Source organism: Spirillospora sp. CA-108201 (genome assembly GCF_050936235.1).
Classification (GTDB): Bacteria; Actinomycetota; Actinomycetes; order Streptosporangiales; family Streptosporangiaceae; genus Spirillospora.
Genome location: NZ_JBNJNE010000001.1, coordinates 2,271,711 through 2,287,568 on the forward strand (window position 1 = coordinate 2,271,711; position 15,858 = coordinate 2,287,568).

The 15,858-nt window shown below is 73.1% G+C and carries 14 protein-coding genes; 3 read left to right on the plus strand and 11 right to left on the minus strand.

The window, feature by feature from the left end; translation table 11 throughout:
• Positions 1-58: 58 nt before the first annotated feature.
• From pdxS to pgsA, 6 genes are all read right to left on the minus strand, one after another.
• On the minus strand, positions 59-982 hold the full coding sequence (gene pdxS / locus ACQEU6_RS11125; protein WP_499331225.1) for a pyridoxal 5'-phosphate synthase lyase subunit PdxS: 924 nt from the start codon (positions 980-982) through the stop codon (positions 59-61).
• Positions 983-1,115: 133 nt separating this feature from the next.
• Positions 1,116-2,156, minus strand: a complete 1,041-nt coding sequence (locus ACQEU6_RS11130; RefSeq protein ID WP_499331227.1) for a DUF3048 domain-containing protein — start codon at positions 2,154-2,156, stop codon at positions 1,116-1,118.
• Positions 2,157-2,280: 124 nt separating this feature from the next.
• Positions 2,281-2,823 carry a LemA family protein gene (locus tag ACQEU6_RS11135; protein ID WP_499331229.1) on the minus strand — a complete coding sequence of 181 codons (543 nt, stop codon included), beginning with the start codon at positions 2,821-2,823 and terminating at the stop codon, positions 2,281-2,283.
• A gap of 8 nt (positions 2,824-2,831) precedes the next feature.
• Positions 2,832-3,995 carry a glycosyltransferase family 4 protein gene (locus ACQEU6_RS11140; RefSeq protein ID WP_499331230.1) on the minus strand — a complete coding sequence of 388 codons (1,164 nt, stop codon included), beginning with the start codon at positions 3,993-3,995 and terminating at the stop codon, positions 2,832-2,834.
• A 10-nt stretch (positions 3,996-4,005) separates the two neighbouring features.
• On the minus strand, positions 4,006-4,935 hold the full coding sequence (locus ACQEU6_RS11145) for a phosphatidylinositol mannoside acyltransferase (RefSeq protein WP_499331232.1): 930 nt from the start codon (positions 4,933-4,935) through the stop codon (positions 4,006-4,008).
• Positions 4,932-5,594, minus strand: a complete 663-nt coding sequence (pgsA, locus tag ACQEU6_RS11150; RefSeq protein ID WP_499331234.1) for a phosphatidylinositol phosphate synthase — start codon at positions 5,592-5,594, stop codon at positions 4,932-4,934. Before pgsA ends, ACQEU6_RS11145 begins: the two co-directional genes overlap by 4 nt.
• Positions 5,595-5,957: 363 nt before the next feature.
• Between pgsA and ACQEU6_RS11155 the strand changes: the two genes are divergently transcribed.
• Together ACQEU6_RS11155 and ACQEU6_RS11160 are read left to right on the plus strand one after the other, a co-directional pair.
• Positions 5,958-8,114 carry an elongation factor G-like protein EF-G2 gene (locus ACQEU6_RS11155; protein ID WP_499331235.1) on the plus strand — a complete coding sequence of 719 codons (2,157 nt, stop codon included), beginning with the start codon at positions 5,958-5,960 and terminating at the stop codon, positions 8,112-8,114.
• 220 nt (positions 8,115-8,334) lie between these two features.
• The gene (locus ACQEU6_RS11160; protein WP_499331237.1) at positions 8,335-9,192 is read left to right on the plus strand and encodes a polysaccharide deacetylase family protein; all 858 of its coding nucleotides are present in this window, start codon (positions 8,335-8,337) and stop codon (positions 9,190-9,192) included.
• Positions 9,193-9,216: 24 nt separating this feature from the next.
• On the opposite strand, the gene ACQEU6_RS11165 is transcribed toward ACQEU6_RS11160, so the two are convergent.
• Positions 9,217-9,819 (minus strand): HIT family protein, encoded by a 603-nt coding sequence (locus ACQEU6_RS11165; RefSeq protein WP_499340143.1) that lies wholly within the window; start codon positions 9,817-9,819, stop codon positions 9,217-9,219.
• 212 nt (positions 9,820-10,031) lie between these two features.
• On the opposite strand from ACQEU6_RS11165, the gene ACQEU6_RS11170 reads away from it, so the two are divergent.
• Positions 10,032-10,688 (plus strand): Asp23/Gls24 family envelope stress response protein, encoded by a 657-nt coding sequence (locus ACQEU6_RS11170; protein WP_499331239.1) that lies wholly within the window; start codon positions 10,032-10,034, stop codon positions 10,686-10,688.
• On the opposite strand, the gene ACQEU6_RS11175 is transcribed toward ACQEU6_RS11170, so the two are convergent.
• From ACQEU6_RS11175 to ACQEU6_RS11190, 4 genes are all read right to left on the minus strand, one after another.
• Positions 10,670-11,272 (minus strand): hypothetical protein, encoded by a 603-nt coding sequence (locus ACQEU6_RS11175; RefSeq protein WP_499331241.1) that lies wholly within the window; start codon positions 11,270-11,272, stop codon positions 10,670-10,672. The two genes, ACQEU6_RS11170 and ACQEU6_RS11175, sit on opposite strands and share 19 nt — an antisense overlap.
• Positions 11,273-11,377: 105 nt before the next feature.
• A complete protein-coding gene (gene thrS, locus ACQEU6_RS11180) occupies positions 11,378-13,357 on the minus strand; it encodes a threonine--tRNA ligase (RefSeq protein WP_499331243.1) in 1,980 nt (659 codons plus the stop codon).
• A gap of 281 nt (positions 13,358-13,638) precedes the next feature.
• The gene (locus ACQEU6_RS11185) at positions 13,639-15,102 is read right to left on the minus strand and encodes a sugar porter family MFS transporter (protein ID WP_499331245.1); all 1,464 of its coding nucleotides are present in this window, start codon (positions 15,100-15,102) and stop codon (positions 13,639-13,641) included.
• Positions 15,103-15,150: 48 nt separating this feature from the next.
• Positions 15,151-15,783, minus strand: a complete 633-nt coding sequence (locus ACQEU6_RS11190; protein ID WP_499331248.1) for a class I SAM-dependent methyltransferase — start codon at positions 15,781-15,783, stop codon at positions 15,151-15,153.
• Positions 15,784-15,858: the final 75 nt, after the last annotated feature.

Genomic DNA, 15,858 nt, shown 5'->3' on the forward strand with positions numbered 1-15,858 from the left:
GTGGAGGGGGATACCCACCGATCCGCCCGGCCACCCGGGCCGGGCGGACGCACCTGCGCTACCAGCCGCGGCCGGCGAACTTCTGGTCCTCGCCGAGGGTCGCGGCGTTGATGCCGACCATGGCCTCGCCGAGTCCGCGGGACACCTTGGCGATCACGTCGGGGTCGTCGTGGAAGGTGGTGGCCTTCACGATCGCCTCGGCGCGCTGGGCGGGGTTGCCGGATTTGAAGATCCCGGATCCGACGAAGACGCCCTCGGCGCCGAGCTGCATCATCATCGCGGCGTCGGCGGGGGTCGCGATGCCACCCGCGGTGAACAGCACGACGGGCAGCTTGCCCGCCCGTGCGACCTCCTTGACCAGCTCGTAGGGGGCCTGGAGCTCCTTGGCCGCGACGAACAGCTCGTCCTCGGGCAGGGACTGCAGACGGCGGATCTCCTGCCGGATCCTGCGCATGTGCGTCGTGGCGTTGGAGACGTCGCCGGTGCCGGCCTCGCCCTTGGAGCGGATCATCGCCGCGCCCTCGGTGATGCGGCGCAGCGCCTCGCCGAGGCTGGTGGCCCCGCAGACGAAGGGGACGGTGAACGCCCACTTGTCGATGTGGTTGTCGTAGTCGGCGGGCGTGAGCACCTCGGACTCGTCGATGTAGTCGACGCCGAGGGCCTGCAGCACCCGGGCCTCGACGAAGTGGCCGATGCGGGCCTTGGCCATGACGGGGATGGAGACCGCGGCGATGATCCCGTCGATCATGTCGGGGTCGCTCATCCGGGAGATGCCGCCCTCGGCGCGGATGTCGGCGGGCACCCGCTCCAGGGCCATGACGGCGACCGCGCCCGCGTCTTCGGCGATCTTCGCCTGCTCGGGCGTGACGACGTCCATGATCACGCCGCCCTTGAGCATCTCCGCCATGCCGCGCTTGACGCGGGCGGTCCCGGTCTCGGGTGCGGCGTTGTCGGGGGCGGGAGTGGAAGTGGACACGGGCATTCCTTACGTGGACGGACGACAAGTCTTTTCCCATGATATTGCCTGCTCGTCCTGCCTCTCGACCCGGCAGAGTGTCAGCGGGGGGGCACCGGCCGCTTACGGAGTGACGGGACGGGCCGCCGGACGTGCGCCGCTAGGGCGTGTAGGGCTTGCCGTCGTTGACGAGCACGACCCAGACCTGGCCGCGGGCGAAGTTCATGGGCTTGCCGTCAGCGGTGGTGTAGGTGGTGCCCGCGCCCTCGGAAGGGCGCGACCACTTGGCGTTGTAGGCCTTGCCGTCCCGCAGGACGACCGCGCGCCCGCCGCCCGTGGTGTGGATCAGCGGCGTGTAGCTGCCGAGGAAGTCGTGGAACTTCGAGCGCGTGGTCTTGGCGTACTGGACGACGACGGTCCTGCCGCCCAGCAGCCCGCCCTCGGCGGCGCGGTCGGGGCTGCCGCCCCAGCTGGCGAGCCACCGCTTCTGCTTGGCCGACCATGTGAACCCCATGGTGGCGGCGGGCCACCGGGCCGTGAACGAGCGGGTGGGCTTGCCGCCGTCGGGGGCGTCGCCGAAGCGGAAGCCGATGTCGCGCGGCTTCGCGGCCTTCGGCGCCTGCTTCAGCAGATTCCTGGGGTCGGCGTAGAGGTTGTAGGGGATGCGCCTGTCGCCCGAGCGGAAGTACGCGCTGCCCGCGCTCTCCTGTGAGATGTCGTACAACGGCGCCTTGCGGATGTACTTCTTCATCTTGCTCTGGACGCCGGAGAACGCGAAGGCGGGACGGCCGAACTGCGGCAGGATGTGCAGGTCGGAGATGCGGGCGCTGCGGACGGGCCCGACCTTCTTCGGCAGCTTGGAGGAGTAGACCGCCATCAGGCGGGTCTCGCCGCCCTCGACCTGCTCGACGTAGACGATGTCGGCGGCCGACACGCCGCTCTGCGGGAGCGCGGGCCGCGTGTTCTCGATCTTGACCGCGAGGACGGGGTTGGCCAGGCCCCTGGCTCCGCCGGTGAACGGATGCGTCGCCGGAGCCGGCGTCGCGGTGTCCTGGGGCGCGCCCGTGCCGCTCGGCGACGGCGGCGGCGCCGACTTCGCGCCGTCCGAGCCCGAGCAGGCCGACAGCGCGGCCCCGAGGACGAGGACGCCCAGCCCCGCGGCCGCGCGGCCCCGGACGGTGGTGTCCCAGACAGATCGCACGATCTACCCCTCCTTTGGACGATCTGCCAGAGGGTAGCGAACGCGGTCCGGTGCGCTCGCCCGCCCGGTGGTACGGCGGCGGGGGCCTCGCCCGATCAACGCCGCCCCGGCGGATCGCGGGACCTCAGATCCCGGGCGGGTCGTCGTCGATCTCGAAGAAGTCCGGGAGCGGGGCCCTCCCGGCCAGCGGCAGGACGCGGATGAGCAGCTTGCGGCGCGCGATCCGGGCCTGGGAGACGGCGTCGTTGTAGAAGCGGCGGGCGTAGGCGACCTTCGCGGCGGCGGACGACAGCTCCTCCAGGACCACCTCTCCGTCGCCGCCGCCGCGGGCGGCGAGGGTGTCGACGAACCCGGGCTGGTCGACGGCGGCGCGCAGCGCGCGCGACAGGTCGCTCTCGGCGAACTCGCGGCCGTCGGCGTCGGCGGTGCGGGCCTCGTGTGCGGCGGTGGCCAGCACCAGACTGGTGGCGGGGTCCAGGAGCCGGGACGCGGCCAGCTCCAGCGTGGCGGCGGCCCGCCTGACGAGCGCGGCGTCCAGCGCGGCGCGGGCCGTCTCGACCCGCACGTGCAGCCGGTCGAGCCGCGTGGCGCGCCACGAGACGTACACCCCGACGAGGAAGACGACGGCGACCCAGAACAGGACGTCGATGATCCAGTCGTAGGACACGCCGCCCCCTACGCGCCGAGCCCGGACTCGACCACGCCGGCGCGGCCGCCGGTGACGGTCTCGTACACCCGGACCACGTCGCGGGCCACCGACGACCAGTCGTAGACCCGGACGGCGGCGCGCGCCTCCGCGGACAGGTGCTTGCGGCGGGCCGGGTCGTCGAGCAGCTCCCCGGCCGCCGCGGCGAGCGCCTCGTGGTCGCCGGCCGGGAACAGCACCCCGGCCCGGCCGCCGCGCAGGACGCGGTCGAACGCCTCGATGTCGCTGGCGAGGATGGGCGCGCCCGCCGCCATGGCCTCGGCGAGGACGATGCCGAAGCTCTCGCCGCCGAGGTTGGGCGCCACGAACACGTCCACCGAGTGGTAGGCGCGGACCTTGTCCCGCTCGCTCACCATGCCGAGCACGACGACGCGGTCGCGCAGGTCGGCCGGGACCCGGGCCAGCACGTCGCCGGCGTCGCCGGGGCCGGCGATCAGCAGCCGCAGCCCCGGGCGCAGGCGGCCGAGGACCTCGAAGGCGCGCAGCAGCACCGGCAGCCCCTTGCGCGGCTCGTCCATCCGGCCGAGGAACCCCAGGGCTCCCCCGTCGCCGCCCCGGGGCGGCGCGTCCGTGCGGCCGCGCCAGCCCGGCAGCGGCTCCGCCATCGCGTAGCGCTCGGTCGCGACGCCGTTCGGGATCAGGACGGCGTCGCCGCCGAGGTTCTCCACGAGGGTGGTGCGGGCGGCCTCCGACACCGCGATCCGGCCGGTGATCTTCTCCAGGGCGCTCTGCAGGATCGGCGCGGTGACCGACAGCGCCCGGGACCTCTCGTAGGACGCGTGGAACGTGCCCACGATCGGCCCGTCGGCCGCCCAGCAGGCCAGCAGCCCGAGCGAGGGCGCGGCGGGCTCGTGGACGTGCAGGACGTCGAAACCGCCCTCGCGGATCCAGCGCCGGACCCGGCCGGCCGAGAGGAACCCGAACGCCAGCCGCGCGACCGAGCCGTTGTAGGGAACGGGGACGGCCCGCCCGGCCGGCGCGACGTAGGGCGGCAGGTCGGCGTCGTCGTCGGCGGGCGTGATGACCGACACCTCGTGGCCGAGCGCGACCAGCGCCTCGGCGAGGTCGCCGATGTGCTGCTGGACGCCGCCGGGCACGTCCCAGGTGTAGGGGCAGACGATTCCCACCTTCATCGGCCGGCCCTCATCTTCGGCCGTCCGCGAGGTCGTCCACCCAGACCTTCTGCAGCATGTGCCAGTCCTCGGGGTGGGCGGCGATGCCCTCCTCGAAGGCGCACGCGAGGTCCTGGGTCATGGCCTGGATCTTCTCCTGTCTGCCGCCCTCGTCCGGCACGGGGATCTCCTCGTGGACTCGCGCCGCCCAGTACTCGCCCTCATACCAGAGTGTCACGGGGATGAGCGCGGCGCCCGTCTGAACGGCCAGCGCGGCCGACACGGCGGGCATCCGGGCGGTGGCGCCGAAGAACCGCACGTCGATGCCGCTCTCGGTGAGGTCGCGGTCGACGACCAGGCACACCGGGCGCCCGGCGCGCAGCCGCTGCGCCATCCGCCCGTAGGCGGAGGCTCCCCGGTGGGCGAGGACCTCCATCCCGAGGCCCTCGCGGAACTCGACGAACCGGTCGAACAGCGACGCGGGTTCGAGCCGCTCGGCGACGGTCGTGAAGGGGTAGCCGCAGTGCACCAGCCAGGCGCCGGCGTGCTCGTAGTTGCCCATGTGGGGCAGCGCCAGGATCACGCCGCGCCCGGCGTCGAGGTTGGTGAAGATCTTCTTCTCGCCGGTGACCCGCATCCGGCCGAGGATCCGCGCCCGGTCGTACTCGGGAAGCCGGAAGACCTCCAGCCAGTAGCGGAAGTAGGAGCGGAGCACCTTCTTGCTGAGGACGCGGACCTCGTCGTCGACGGCGTCCTTGCCGAGGACGCGGCACAGGTTCTTCTCCAGCTGCCGCACGCCTCCGCCGTAGCGGTGCCAGGTGCGGTCGGCGAGCGCCGTGAACGCCAGGCGCGCCGCGCTCTCCGGCATCTTGCGGACGACCGTCCAGCCCAGGGCGTAGACGGCGTCGGTCACCTCGTCGCGAAGCGACGGCGGCGCCTCTTCGCGGCGGGGCGTGGTCATGGGCGCGGCTCCGGCGTCTTCTCGGCCCCGTTCCGCTCGCCGTCCCCCGCTCCCGCGGCCGCGCCGGGCCTCGCCTGGGCGTACACCGCGGCGAACCGCTGCCCGACCGTGACGGTGCTGAGCACGGCGAGGCCCCACAGGGCGACGGCGAGGATGTAGGGGACCCCGAGCCCGTCGAACCCGGCGGCGACCAGGGCGACGATGAGGCGCTCGGCCCGCTCGGCGATGCCGACGTTGCACGTGTAGCCGAGGCCCTCGGCGCGGGCCTTGGCGTAGGACACCACGACCCCGGCGACCAGGCAGTACAGGGCGACCCCGGCGAGGGGCTCCTGGCCGCTCCGGTACAGCCCGATCATCAGCCCGGCGAAGATCGCGGCGTCGGCGACGCGGTCCATGGTGGAGTCCAGGAACGCGCCGAACGCGGAGATCTTCCCGGTGACCCGGGCGACCGCGCCGTCGAGCATGTCGAACAGGACGAACGCGGTGATGACCATCGTCCCCCAGAAGAACTCGCCGCGGGGGAACAGCACGAGCGCGCCGGCGGCGACGCCGACCGTCCCGATGACGGTGATGGCGTTGGGCGAGACCCCGGTCCGCGCGACCGCCTGTCCGACGGGGGTGAGGACTCGCCCCAGCGCGGGCCTGATCTTGTTGAGCATCGACGTCCGTTCTCGTGATCATCGGGAGTCGCGGCCGCCGGGAGTCGTGCTCACCGGGGGCGGCCCCGCCGCGGGCGACCGGCGCCCACGCGGCGCGGCCCATCGTAGTGCGCACGCCGCGGGCGCGCGGCCGGTCAGGGGTCCGCGGCCGCCGACCGGCCGCACGGCCGGCGGATCGCGGTTGTTTGCCGTTCACCCCTTGTGATCCCGGCCGCCACGGGAAAGGCTGTTGACACGGGTGTGACGTCGGTCACGCGCGATGGACGAGGTCGGACGCCGCACTCGGACGTCAGGGCCGGGCCCGCCGGGCCGGGCCCCAGCCGCACGCGGGCCTCCGCGAGAGGCCTGTCCGAGGAGGTAGTCATGGCGGACAAGGGAGGCCACCCGGGAGCCCCCGGCAGGGCACCGGAGGCCGGCGGGTGCGACAAGGTGCGCAACGTCGCGCTGGTCGGCCATTCTGGGGCCGGCAAGACCACGCTCGTCGAGGCGCTGCTCGCCGCCACGGGCGCGCTGCAGCGGGCGGGGAAGGTCGAGGACGGCACCACGGTCAGCGACTCCGACGAGGTGGAGGTGCGCCAGCAGCGCTCGGTCAACCTCGCGCTCGCGCCGCTGACGCACGGCGACATCAAGGTCAATCTCATCGACACCCCCGGCTACGCCGACTTCGTCGGCGACCTGCGGGCCGGGCTGCGCGCCGCCGACGCGGCGCTGTTCGTGATCTCGGCCGTGGACGGCATCGACGGGCTCACCCGGATGATCTGGGAGGAGTGCGCGGCGGTGCGCATGCCGCGCGCCGTCGTCATCACCAAGGTCGACCAGCAGCGCGGCGACTACGACGACGTGGTCCTGACCTGCCAGGACGTCTTCGGTGAGGGCGTCGCGCCGCTGTACTTCCCGGCCCAGGGCGACGACGGCCTGAAGGGCCTGGTCGGGCTGCTGTCGCAGCGCTGCCTCGACTACTCGACCGGGCGGCGCACCGAGTGCGACCCCGATCCCCGGTACCTGGACCAGATCTCCGAGCAGCGCGCCTCGCTCATCGAGGGGATCATCCAGGAGAGCGAGGACGAGACCCTCATGGACCGCTACCTGTCCGGTGAGGAGATCGACGTCAAGGCGCTCATCGAGGACCTGGAGACCGCGGTGGCGCGCGGCAGCTTCTACCCCGTCCTCGCGACGTCGGTGCCGCACGGCGACCACCCCGGCCCGGTCGTCGGCATGCTGGAGCTGCTGGAGGTCATCACCCAGGCGTTCCCGTCCCCCCTCGAACACGGCATCCCGCCGGTGGCCCCGGTGGCGGGCGGCCCCCCGAAGGAGATCGCCTGCGATCCGGAGGGGCCGCTGGTCGCCGAGGTCGTCAAGACCACGTCCGACCCCTACGTCGGGCGGATCTCGCTGGTCCGCGTCTTCTCCGGGACGCTGCGCCCCGACACGACCGTGCACGTCTCCGGGCACGGGATGGAGGACCGCGGCCACGAGGACCACGACGTCGACGAGCGCGTCGGCGCGCTCACCTCCCCGCTGGGCAAGACGCAGCGCACCGTGTCGTCCTGCGGGGCGGGCGACATCTGCGCGGTGGCGAAGCTCGGCCGCGCGGAGACCGGCGACACGCTGTCGGATCCGGGCGCCGCCCTGGTGATGGCCCCCTGGTCCATGCCGGACCCCCTGCTACCGGTCGCGATCCGTGCGAAGTCCAAGGCCGACGAGGACAAGCTGAGCCAGGCGCTCGGCCGGCTCGTCGCCGAGGACCCGACGCTGCGGCTGGAGAACAACGCCGAGACCCGGCAGCTGGTCCTGTGGTGCATGGGCGAGGCCCACGCCGACGTGCTGATCGACCGGCTGCGCGCCCGGTACGGCGTCGAGGTCGAGCGGGTGGACCTGCGGGTCCCGCTGCGGGAGACGTTCGGCGGGACGGCGAAGGGCCTCGGCCGACACGTCAAGCAGAGCGGCGGGCACGGCCAGTACGGCATCTGCCACATCGACGTCGAGCCGCTGCCCTCCGGCGACGGCTTCGAGTTCGTCGACAAGATCGTCGGCGGGGTCGTCCCCCGCCAGTTCATCCCGTCGGTCGAGAAGGGCGTCCGGCAGCAGATGGAGCGCGGCGTCTCCGCCGGGTACCCGATGGTGGACATCAAGGTCACGCTGCACGACGGCAAGGCGCACTCGGTCGACTCCTCCGACATGGCGTTCCAGGCCGCCGGCGCGCTCGCGCTGAAGGACGCGGCGGGCCAGGTGCCGATCCTGCTGCTGGAGCCCGTCGACGAGGTGGAGGTGCTCATCGCCGACGAGTACGTGGGCCAGATCATGTCCGACCTCACCTCGCGGCGCGGCCGGGTGCTCGGCTCCCAGGCGGTGCCCGGCGGACGCACGATGATCAAGGCCGAGGTGCCGCAGCTGGAGATCGTCCGGTACGCGATCGACCTGCGGTCGATGTCGCAGGGCACCGGCACGTTCACCCGCGGCTTCCTGCGCTACGAGCCGCTCCCCTCGCATCTCGCCGACAAGGTCGCCGCCGACGGGTGACCGCGCACGCCGGCGGACGGGGCCCGGCGCGGGCCGGGCCCCGGCGCCCCGTGAGCAGGCCCGCCCCGTTCCCGCCCCCTCCGCCGCGGTGACGCCCGCCGCCCGCGGGCTCGACCTCGGGGGGGAGCCGGGCTCATCCCGCAGGGTGACCCGCGATTCGGCCGCACGGCCGATGATCAGGGCGGGTCCGCGGTGGCATCGTGGTCGCACAATGGAAAACGTGGACGACCCCCGGCGTCCGGCCGCCCCCGGACGCCGGGCGTTCATCAAGGGGTTCGGTCTGGCGGCCGCCGGAGCGGTCACGCTGGGCGCGGGGGCGGAAACGGTCGGCGCCGTGGTCGGTTCCGGCAACCCGCCGACGTCGGCGATGGCGGTTCCCATCGCCGGTCCGTGGCGGCCGGGGAGCGCGCATGTGGACGTGGTCTGGGGCGTCGACACCGCCCAGAAGCTCGTCGCCCTCACCTTCGACGACGGGCCGATGCCCAACTGGACGCCCATGGTGCACGACATCCTGGACGCCGAGCGGGTCAAGGCCACGTTCTTCCTCGTCGGGGAGCGGCTCGTCCGGCACGCCCGGCTCGTGCACGGGCGGATGGACCGGCACGAGGCCGGAAACCACACCTGGCAGCACCAGGACCTGTCGCGCCTCTCCGACGCGCGGGCCCTGGAGCAGTTGCGGCGCGCCCACAACGCCATCGGGCGGATCGTCGGCAAGGAGCCCCGGTTCCTGCGGCCCCCGTTCGGCCGCCTCGGCGGGACCACGCTGAGCGCCGCGTGCCGGTTCGAGTACGACATCGCGCTGTGGTCGATCAAGATGCTGGAGAAGACCTACGAGGACGACCCGCCCGCGCTGGTGGACTACATCGTCGGCAACACCGGGCCCGGGGCGATCCTGCTCGCCCATGACACCGGCCACCACGACCGCCTGGTCGCGCTGCGCAACCTCGTCCCGATGATCCGCGGCCTGCGCGCCAAGGGGTACGAGTTCGTCACGGTCTCGGAGCTGATGAGCGTCTCGCAGGCCCCGCCCCGCCCGCCGGGCGACGGGGGCCTGCGCCGCGCCGCGCCTCCTGCGTAGGACGGGGGCGCGGCGGGCCGAGGGTCAGGCGTGCGGCCAGGCGTCGGCGAGCATCTGGCGGGTGTCGCGCAGCAGCTGCGGCAGGACCTTGGTGTGCCCGACGACCGGCATGAAGTTCGTGTCGCCGCCCCAGCGCGGGACGACGTGCTGGTGCAGGTGAGCGGCGATGCCGGCGCCGGCGACGAGGCCGAGGTTCATGCCGACGTTGAAGCCCTGCGCGCCGCTCGCCTTGCGCAGCGCCGTCAGGGACCGCTGCGTGAACGTCGCCAGCTCCACGTACTCCGGCTCCTCCAGGTCGGCGTAGTCGGCGACGTGCCGGTACGGGACGACCATCAGGTGCCCGGAGTTGTAGGGGTAGAGGTTCAGCACCGTGAACACCGACTCCCCCCGGGCCACGATGAGGCCCTCCTCGTCGGTCATCTTCGGGATCTCGCAGAACGGGCAGCCGTCGCCCGATCCCGCGCCCGTGGGCTTGTTCTCGCCCTTGATGTAGGCCATCCGGTGCGGGGTCCAGAGCCGCTGGAAGTTGTCGGGCGTGCCCGCGCCGCCCTTCTCCTCCTCGAAGCGGGGCGTGCGCTCGTTCCCGGCGCCCGACCCGGGCGCGTCCTCGCGCCCCTGCTGCACCACGTACTCCTCCGGCTCTGCGCTCAAGGCGGCGGTCTCCTTTTGTTCACGGCCTGACCAGCAGCATAGAGAGAGACGCCCCCGGGACTGTAGCCGGGATCCCCTAGCATGGCCCGTCGGCGGGCCTTCGGACGCGCCCGCGATCCGGTGCCTGCGTGACGTTCCGCGCGTCGCTCCGACACCATGGTCACCCGACCGAACCGCAGGGAGCGATCATGACCGGGCTCGACAAGCGCCAGACCGGGAACGCCGAGCAGACGCCGGGGGCCGGACCCGGGCCGCTGTTCCCCGGGGCGCCCGCCGGCCGCCCGGGGACGGAGCCTCCCTCCCTCACGGGCGCGGTTCCCCCGGGCACGCCCTCCCAGAGCACTCCCTCCCAGAGCACGCCGTCCCAGAGGGAGCCGTCCCTGGGCGCACCGCTCCCCGGAACGCCGCTGTCGGCGCCGCCCGCGGCCCCGCCCGCGGCGCAGCAGTCGGTGCCTCCCCCGCGGGGCGTGCTGTCGTCGGGCCCGAGCGCGGTGCCGATGACGATGCACGGCTCGTCCGGCGACCTCAGCGCGCCGGTGGACGGCCGCATCACGATCGGCAACGCGGTGATCGGGAAGATCGCCGCGTTCGCGGCGCTGGAGGTGGAGGGCGTCGCCGGCCTCACCGTCCGGGACGAGCCCGCCGCGACGGGCGTGCGCGTGGTCCAGAACGACGACGAGGTCACGCTGGACGTCGCCATCGCCGTCGAGTACGGCCTCGTGATCAAGGACGTGGCCACGAGGGTGAAGGCGAACGTGGCGCGGGTGGCGGGCATGATGCTGGGGACGCGGGTCGCCGCCGTCAACGTGTCCGTCGAGGACGTCCGTCAGGCGGGCCGGGCGTAGCAGTTCTGCATGCCGCCCCCCACCGAGATCGTGGTGACCTTGACGCGCTCGACCAGCTGCGGCGCGACGCCCGTGAAGTGGAACGTCTGCGGCCCGCCCCCGCGCACGGTGGTCTGCTGAGCCTTCGGCTCCTGCCCCCGCAGCGAGAGTTCCGCCCGGATCGCGCCGCTGGCGGAGACCGCGATGACCACGTCCACGCCGGTGGGTGTGGCCCGGTAGTACGCCGTGCCCCTCGGGCAGGCGCCGACGCCGCCCGAGCCGTTCTGCGAGGGGATCTGCGGGCCGCCGCCCGGGCCGCCGGAACCGTCGCCGCCGCCTGGATAGGGCTGGCCGCTCCCGTTCTGCTGCGGGGCGGGATTGGTCGGGGTCACAGGGAGGCCGGCGCCTCCGGGAAGGCCCGTCTGACCGCCCGGCGCGGACGGGTTCGCCGTCCCCCCGGCGCCGGCCGCGCCCTGCGTGCCCTTGTCCATCAGGGGCATGAGCAGGACGACGACCGCGGCGGCGACGAGCGCCAGGGTGCCGGTGTAACCGGCGATCCGGAGCCAGAGCGACCGGCCCCGCCGGCCCGGCCTCCTGGACTTCATCTCCGCTGTCTCCCCGGTCCTCGAACGTGGTCGATGAGGCTACCAACTCCGGGCGCGCCACTTCCGGGTCGCGCTCGCGCGGAGCGGGCGCGACCCGTCCGGGGCTCAGATCTGCACGCGGGCCCGCACGGCCTCGACGATCTCCTCGACCGCCTCGTCGATCGGGACGCCGTTCTTCTGCTCGCCGCCCCGATACCGGAACGACACCGCGTCCTTGGCGACGTCGTCGTCGCCCGCGAGCAGCATGTACGGGACCTTCTGCTTCTGCGCGTTGCGGATCTTCTTCTGCATCCGGTCGGAGGAGGCGTCCACCTCGACGCGCAGGCCGTGCTCGCGCAGCCGCGCGGCGACCTTCTCCAGGTGCGGGACGTGGCCGTCGCCGATCGGGATGCCGACCGCCTGCACCGGCGCCAGCCACGGCGGCATCGCGCCCGCGTAGTGCTCCAGCAGCACGCCGAAGAACCGCTCGATCGAGCCGAACAGCGCCCGGTGCAGCATCATGGGCCGCTGCCGGGTGCCGTCGGCCGCCTGGTACTCCAGGCCGAACCGCTCGGGCTGGTTGGGGTCGACCTGGATGGTCGACAGCTGCCAGGTGCGCCCGATCGCGTCCTTGGCCTGGACCGAGATCTTGGGGCCGTAGAACGCCGCGCCGCCCGGGTCGGGGACGAGGTCGAGCCCGGTGGCCTCGGCGGCGTCGCGGAGGGCGGCGGTGGCCTTCTCCCACATCTCGTCGGAGCCGATGAACTTGTCGGACTCGTCGCGGGTGGACAGCTCCAGGTAGAACTCGTTCAGGCCGTAGTCGCGCAGCAGGCCGAGGACGAAGTCGAGGAGGCGCTTGATCTCCTCGCCCATCTGGTCCTCGGTGCAGTAGATGTGCGCGTCGTCCTGGGTCATGCCCCGGACGCGGGTGAGGCCGTGCACGACGCCCGACTTCTCGTACCGGTACACCGACCCGAACTCGAAGAGCCGCAGCGGCAGCTCCCGGTAGGAGCGACCGCGCGCCCGGTAGATCAGGTTGTGCATCGGGCAGTTCATCGGCTTGAGGTAGTAGTCGCCGCCGTCGATCTCCATGGCGGGGAACATGTCGTCCTTGTACCAGCCGAGGTGCCCGGAGGTCTCGAACAGGTGGCCCTTGGTGATGTGCGGGGTGTTGACGAACTCGTACCCCTCCTCCTCGTGCCGGCGGCGCGAGTAGTCCTCCATCACCTTGCGGACGGCGCCGCCCTTCGGGTGGAAGACGGCGAGGCCGCTGCCGATCTCGTTCGGGAAGGAGAACAGGTCGAGCTCGGCGCCGAGACGGCGGTGGTCGCGCTTCTCGGCCTCCTCCAGGAACCGCAGGTACTCGTCCTGCTTGTCGCGGGACTCCCAGGCGGTGCCGTAGATCCGCTGGAGCTGCGGGTTCTTCTCGCTGCCGCGCCAGTACGCGCCGCCCGAGCGCATCAGCTTGAAGGCGGGGATGACCCGGGTCGACGGCAGGTGCGGGCCGCGGCACAGGTCCTTCCAGCGGAGCTCGCCGGACTTGGCGTCGAGGTTGTCGTAGATGGTCAGCTCGCCGCCGCCCACCTCGACCTCGGCGCCGTCGGCCGCGTCCGGGCCGGAGCCCTTCAGGCCGATCAGCTCCAGCTTGTAGGGCTCGGCGGCCAGCTCGGCGCGCGCGTCCTCGTCGGAGACGGGGCGGCGGGAGAACCGCTGCCCCTGCTTGACGATCTCGCGCATCCGCTTCTCGACGCGCTTGAGGTCGTCGGGGGTGAACGGCTCGGGGACGTCGAAGTCGTAGTAGAAGCCGTTCTCCACGGGCGGGCCGATGCCCAGCCTCGCCTCGGGGAACAGCTCCTGGACGGCCTGCGCCATGACGTGCGCGGCGGAGTGCCGCATGATCGCCCGGCCGTCGTCCGAGCCGATCTCGACCGGCTCGACGGCGTCGCCGTCGCCCAGCTCGCCGGCGAGGTCGCGCAGCTCGCCGTTGACGCGGGCGGCGATCACGGTGCGGCCGTCGGCCTCCAGCGCCTGGCCCGCGGTGGTGCCCGCCGGCACCGCCCGCTCGCTCCCGTCGAGGGTGATGCGCAGCTCAGACACGGTGGACACGGGTACTCCTCGGAATGATGGGTCGGGGTCAACGGGGTTCGATGCTATCGACTCGGGGTGTCCCCCGGCGTCCGGCTCCATCGGCCGTTCCTCTCGGTCGGCGGAGGGCCCGCGGCGTCCCCGGACGGCGGAAGGGCCCCGGGGATCGCTCCCGGGGCCCTTCCGCGTGCAATGTCAGAACATGCCGCCGTCGCGCCGGGAGTGACCCGGCGTCGTCGTCTCTGCGAACACGTGCGGCATGGATCCACTGTAACCGATGGGCGGGCGCGCGGCCCGGCCTTTCACGCGCGGGCCCGCGGTGCGGCGAGGTCGTCCATGTCCTCCAGCTCGCGGCCCTTGGTCTCGGGGACGGCGCGCAGCACGAACAGGAACGCCAGGATCGAGAAGAGCGTGTAGATGCCGTACGCCAGGCCCAGGGAGAAACCGGAGATGCCGGGGAACGTCGTGGTGATCACCCAGTTGGCGAGCCACTGCGAGGCGGCGGCGACGGCCAGGGCGGACGCCCGGATGAAGTTGTTGAACATCTCGCCGAGCATCACCCACACGACCGGCCCCCACGTCGCGGCGAAGGAGGCGACGAACACGTTCGCCGCGACGAGCGCCACGGGGCCGGCGACGCCGCCGAGGCCGGGAGCGCCGTCCACCACGGGGGCGGTCGCGAAGCAGACCGTGAGGGTGCCGAGGGAGGCCGCCATGCCGGCGGCTCCGGCCAGCAGCAGCGGGCGCCGCCCGATCCGGTCGACGAGCGCGATCGCGACCAGTGTGAACGCGACGTTGACCACCGAGTTGATCACCGAGGTGAGCATCGCGTCGTTCTCGGAGAACCCGACGGCCTGCCACAGCGAGGAGGAGTAGTAGAAGATCACGTTGATGCCGACGAACTGCTGGAACACCGACAGCAGGATCCCGGCCCACACGACCGGCATCAGGCCGAGCCGGTCGCCGCGCAGGTCGCCGAGCCGCACGGGCCGGTCCGCGGCGATGGACCGCTCGATCTCGGTGATCTTGACGTCCACGTCCCCCCGGCCCATCACGCGCCGCAGCACCTGCCGCGCGCGGGCCGTCTCGTGCTTCTTGACCAGGTAGCGGGGCGACTCGGGGATCGTGGTGGCGATCAGGCCGTACAGGACGGCCGGGACGACCGCGCTGACGAACATCCACCGCCACGCGCCGCCGCCCAACGGGAACGTTCCAGTCGCACCGCCGTCGGACACCCGCGCGATGACGTAGTCGACCACGAGGGCCGCGAAGATGCCGAGCACGATCGCCATCTGCTGCAGCGAGCCGAGCCGGCCGCGCAGCTCGGCCGGGGCGATCTCGGCGATGTAGGCGGGCGCGATCACCGACGCGGCGCCGATGGCGAGGCCGCCGACCAGCCGCCAGACGGTGAGGTCGACCGCGCTGAAGGCCAGCGCGGAGCCGAGCGAGCTGACCACGAACAGCCCGGCGGCGATGAGCATCACCCGCACCCGGCCGATCCGGTCGCCGAGCGGCCCCGCGAACCAGGCGCCGGCGGCGCAGCCGAGCAGCGCGGCGGAGACCACGAAGCCGACCGCGAAGCCGCCGAGGCCGAACTCCTGCTTGAGCGCGTCGACCGTTCCGTTGATCACCGAGGAGTCGTAGCCGAACAGGAAGCCGCCGAGAGCGGCGGCCCCGGCCAGCAGCGCCGCCACCGCCGCCGGGTGCGACCCCCCGTCCTCGCGGTGCTCGTCCGCCTGCCTCGGTCCGCTGCCCGCTGTCGTCATGGAGGCCGATCTTCCCCGGGAGCCGGACCTTATGCGGGCGCCGCGGGCTCAGTCGCGGACGGCGATTCCGAGCACGTGCGGCGACGCCGGGTTGGCCCGGCTCGGCTCGGGGAACTCGAACCGCCGCTCGGCGCGCACGGTGAAGCCGCTGCCGGCGATCCACTCGCTCGTCGGGCGGGTGACGTGGCAGCCGGCGGCGAAGAACGGCCACAGCAGGTCCGCGTAGCGCTGGAAGCGCACCTTGCCGGGGGTGCTGCCCCGCACGTGCTCGTAGTAGCGCAGCTCACCGCCCGGCTTGAGGACGCGCCGCAGCTCGGCCAGCGCCCGGACGGGGTCCCGGACCGAGCACAGCACGAGCGACGCGACCGCCACGTCGAACGAGGCGTCGTCGAGGTCGAGGTCCTCGGCGAGACCGGGGCGCACCGTGATCGGCACCGGCGCGCGCTCCGCGGCGTGGGCGGCCTTCGCGCGCAGCCGCGGCTCGGGTTCGACGGCGACGACCCCGGTGACCTCGGGCGGGTAGTGCGGGAAGTTGGCCCCGTATCCGGCACCCACCTCCACCACGCGGCCGGACGCACCGGCCAGCAGCTCCGCGCGGCACGCGTCGCCGCCCGCCTTGGCGCAGCCGGCGTCCAGCCGCGGATAGAGGCGGGCGAAGATCGGATGGCTCAGGTCGGTCATTCCCGCAGTCTCCGTCGCCCCGGCGATCACCGCAAGATCGGCGCTGCCTCGGGGTGCGCACCCGGGCGGCCGGGC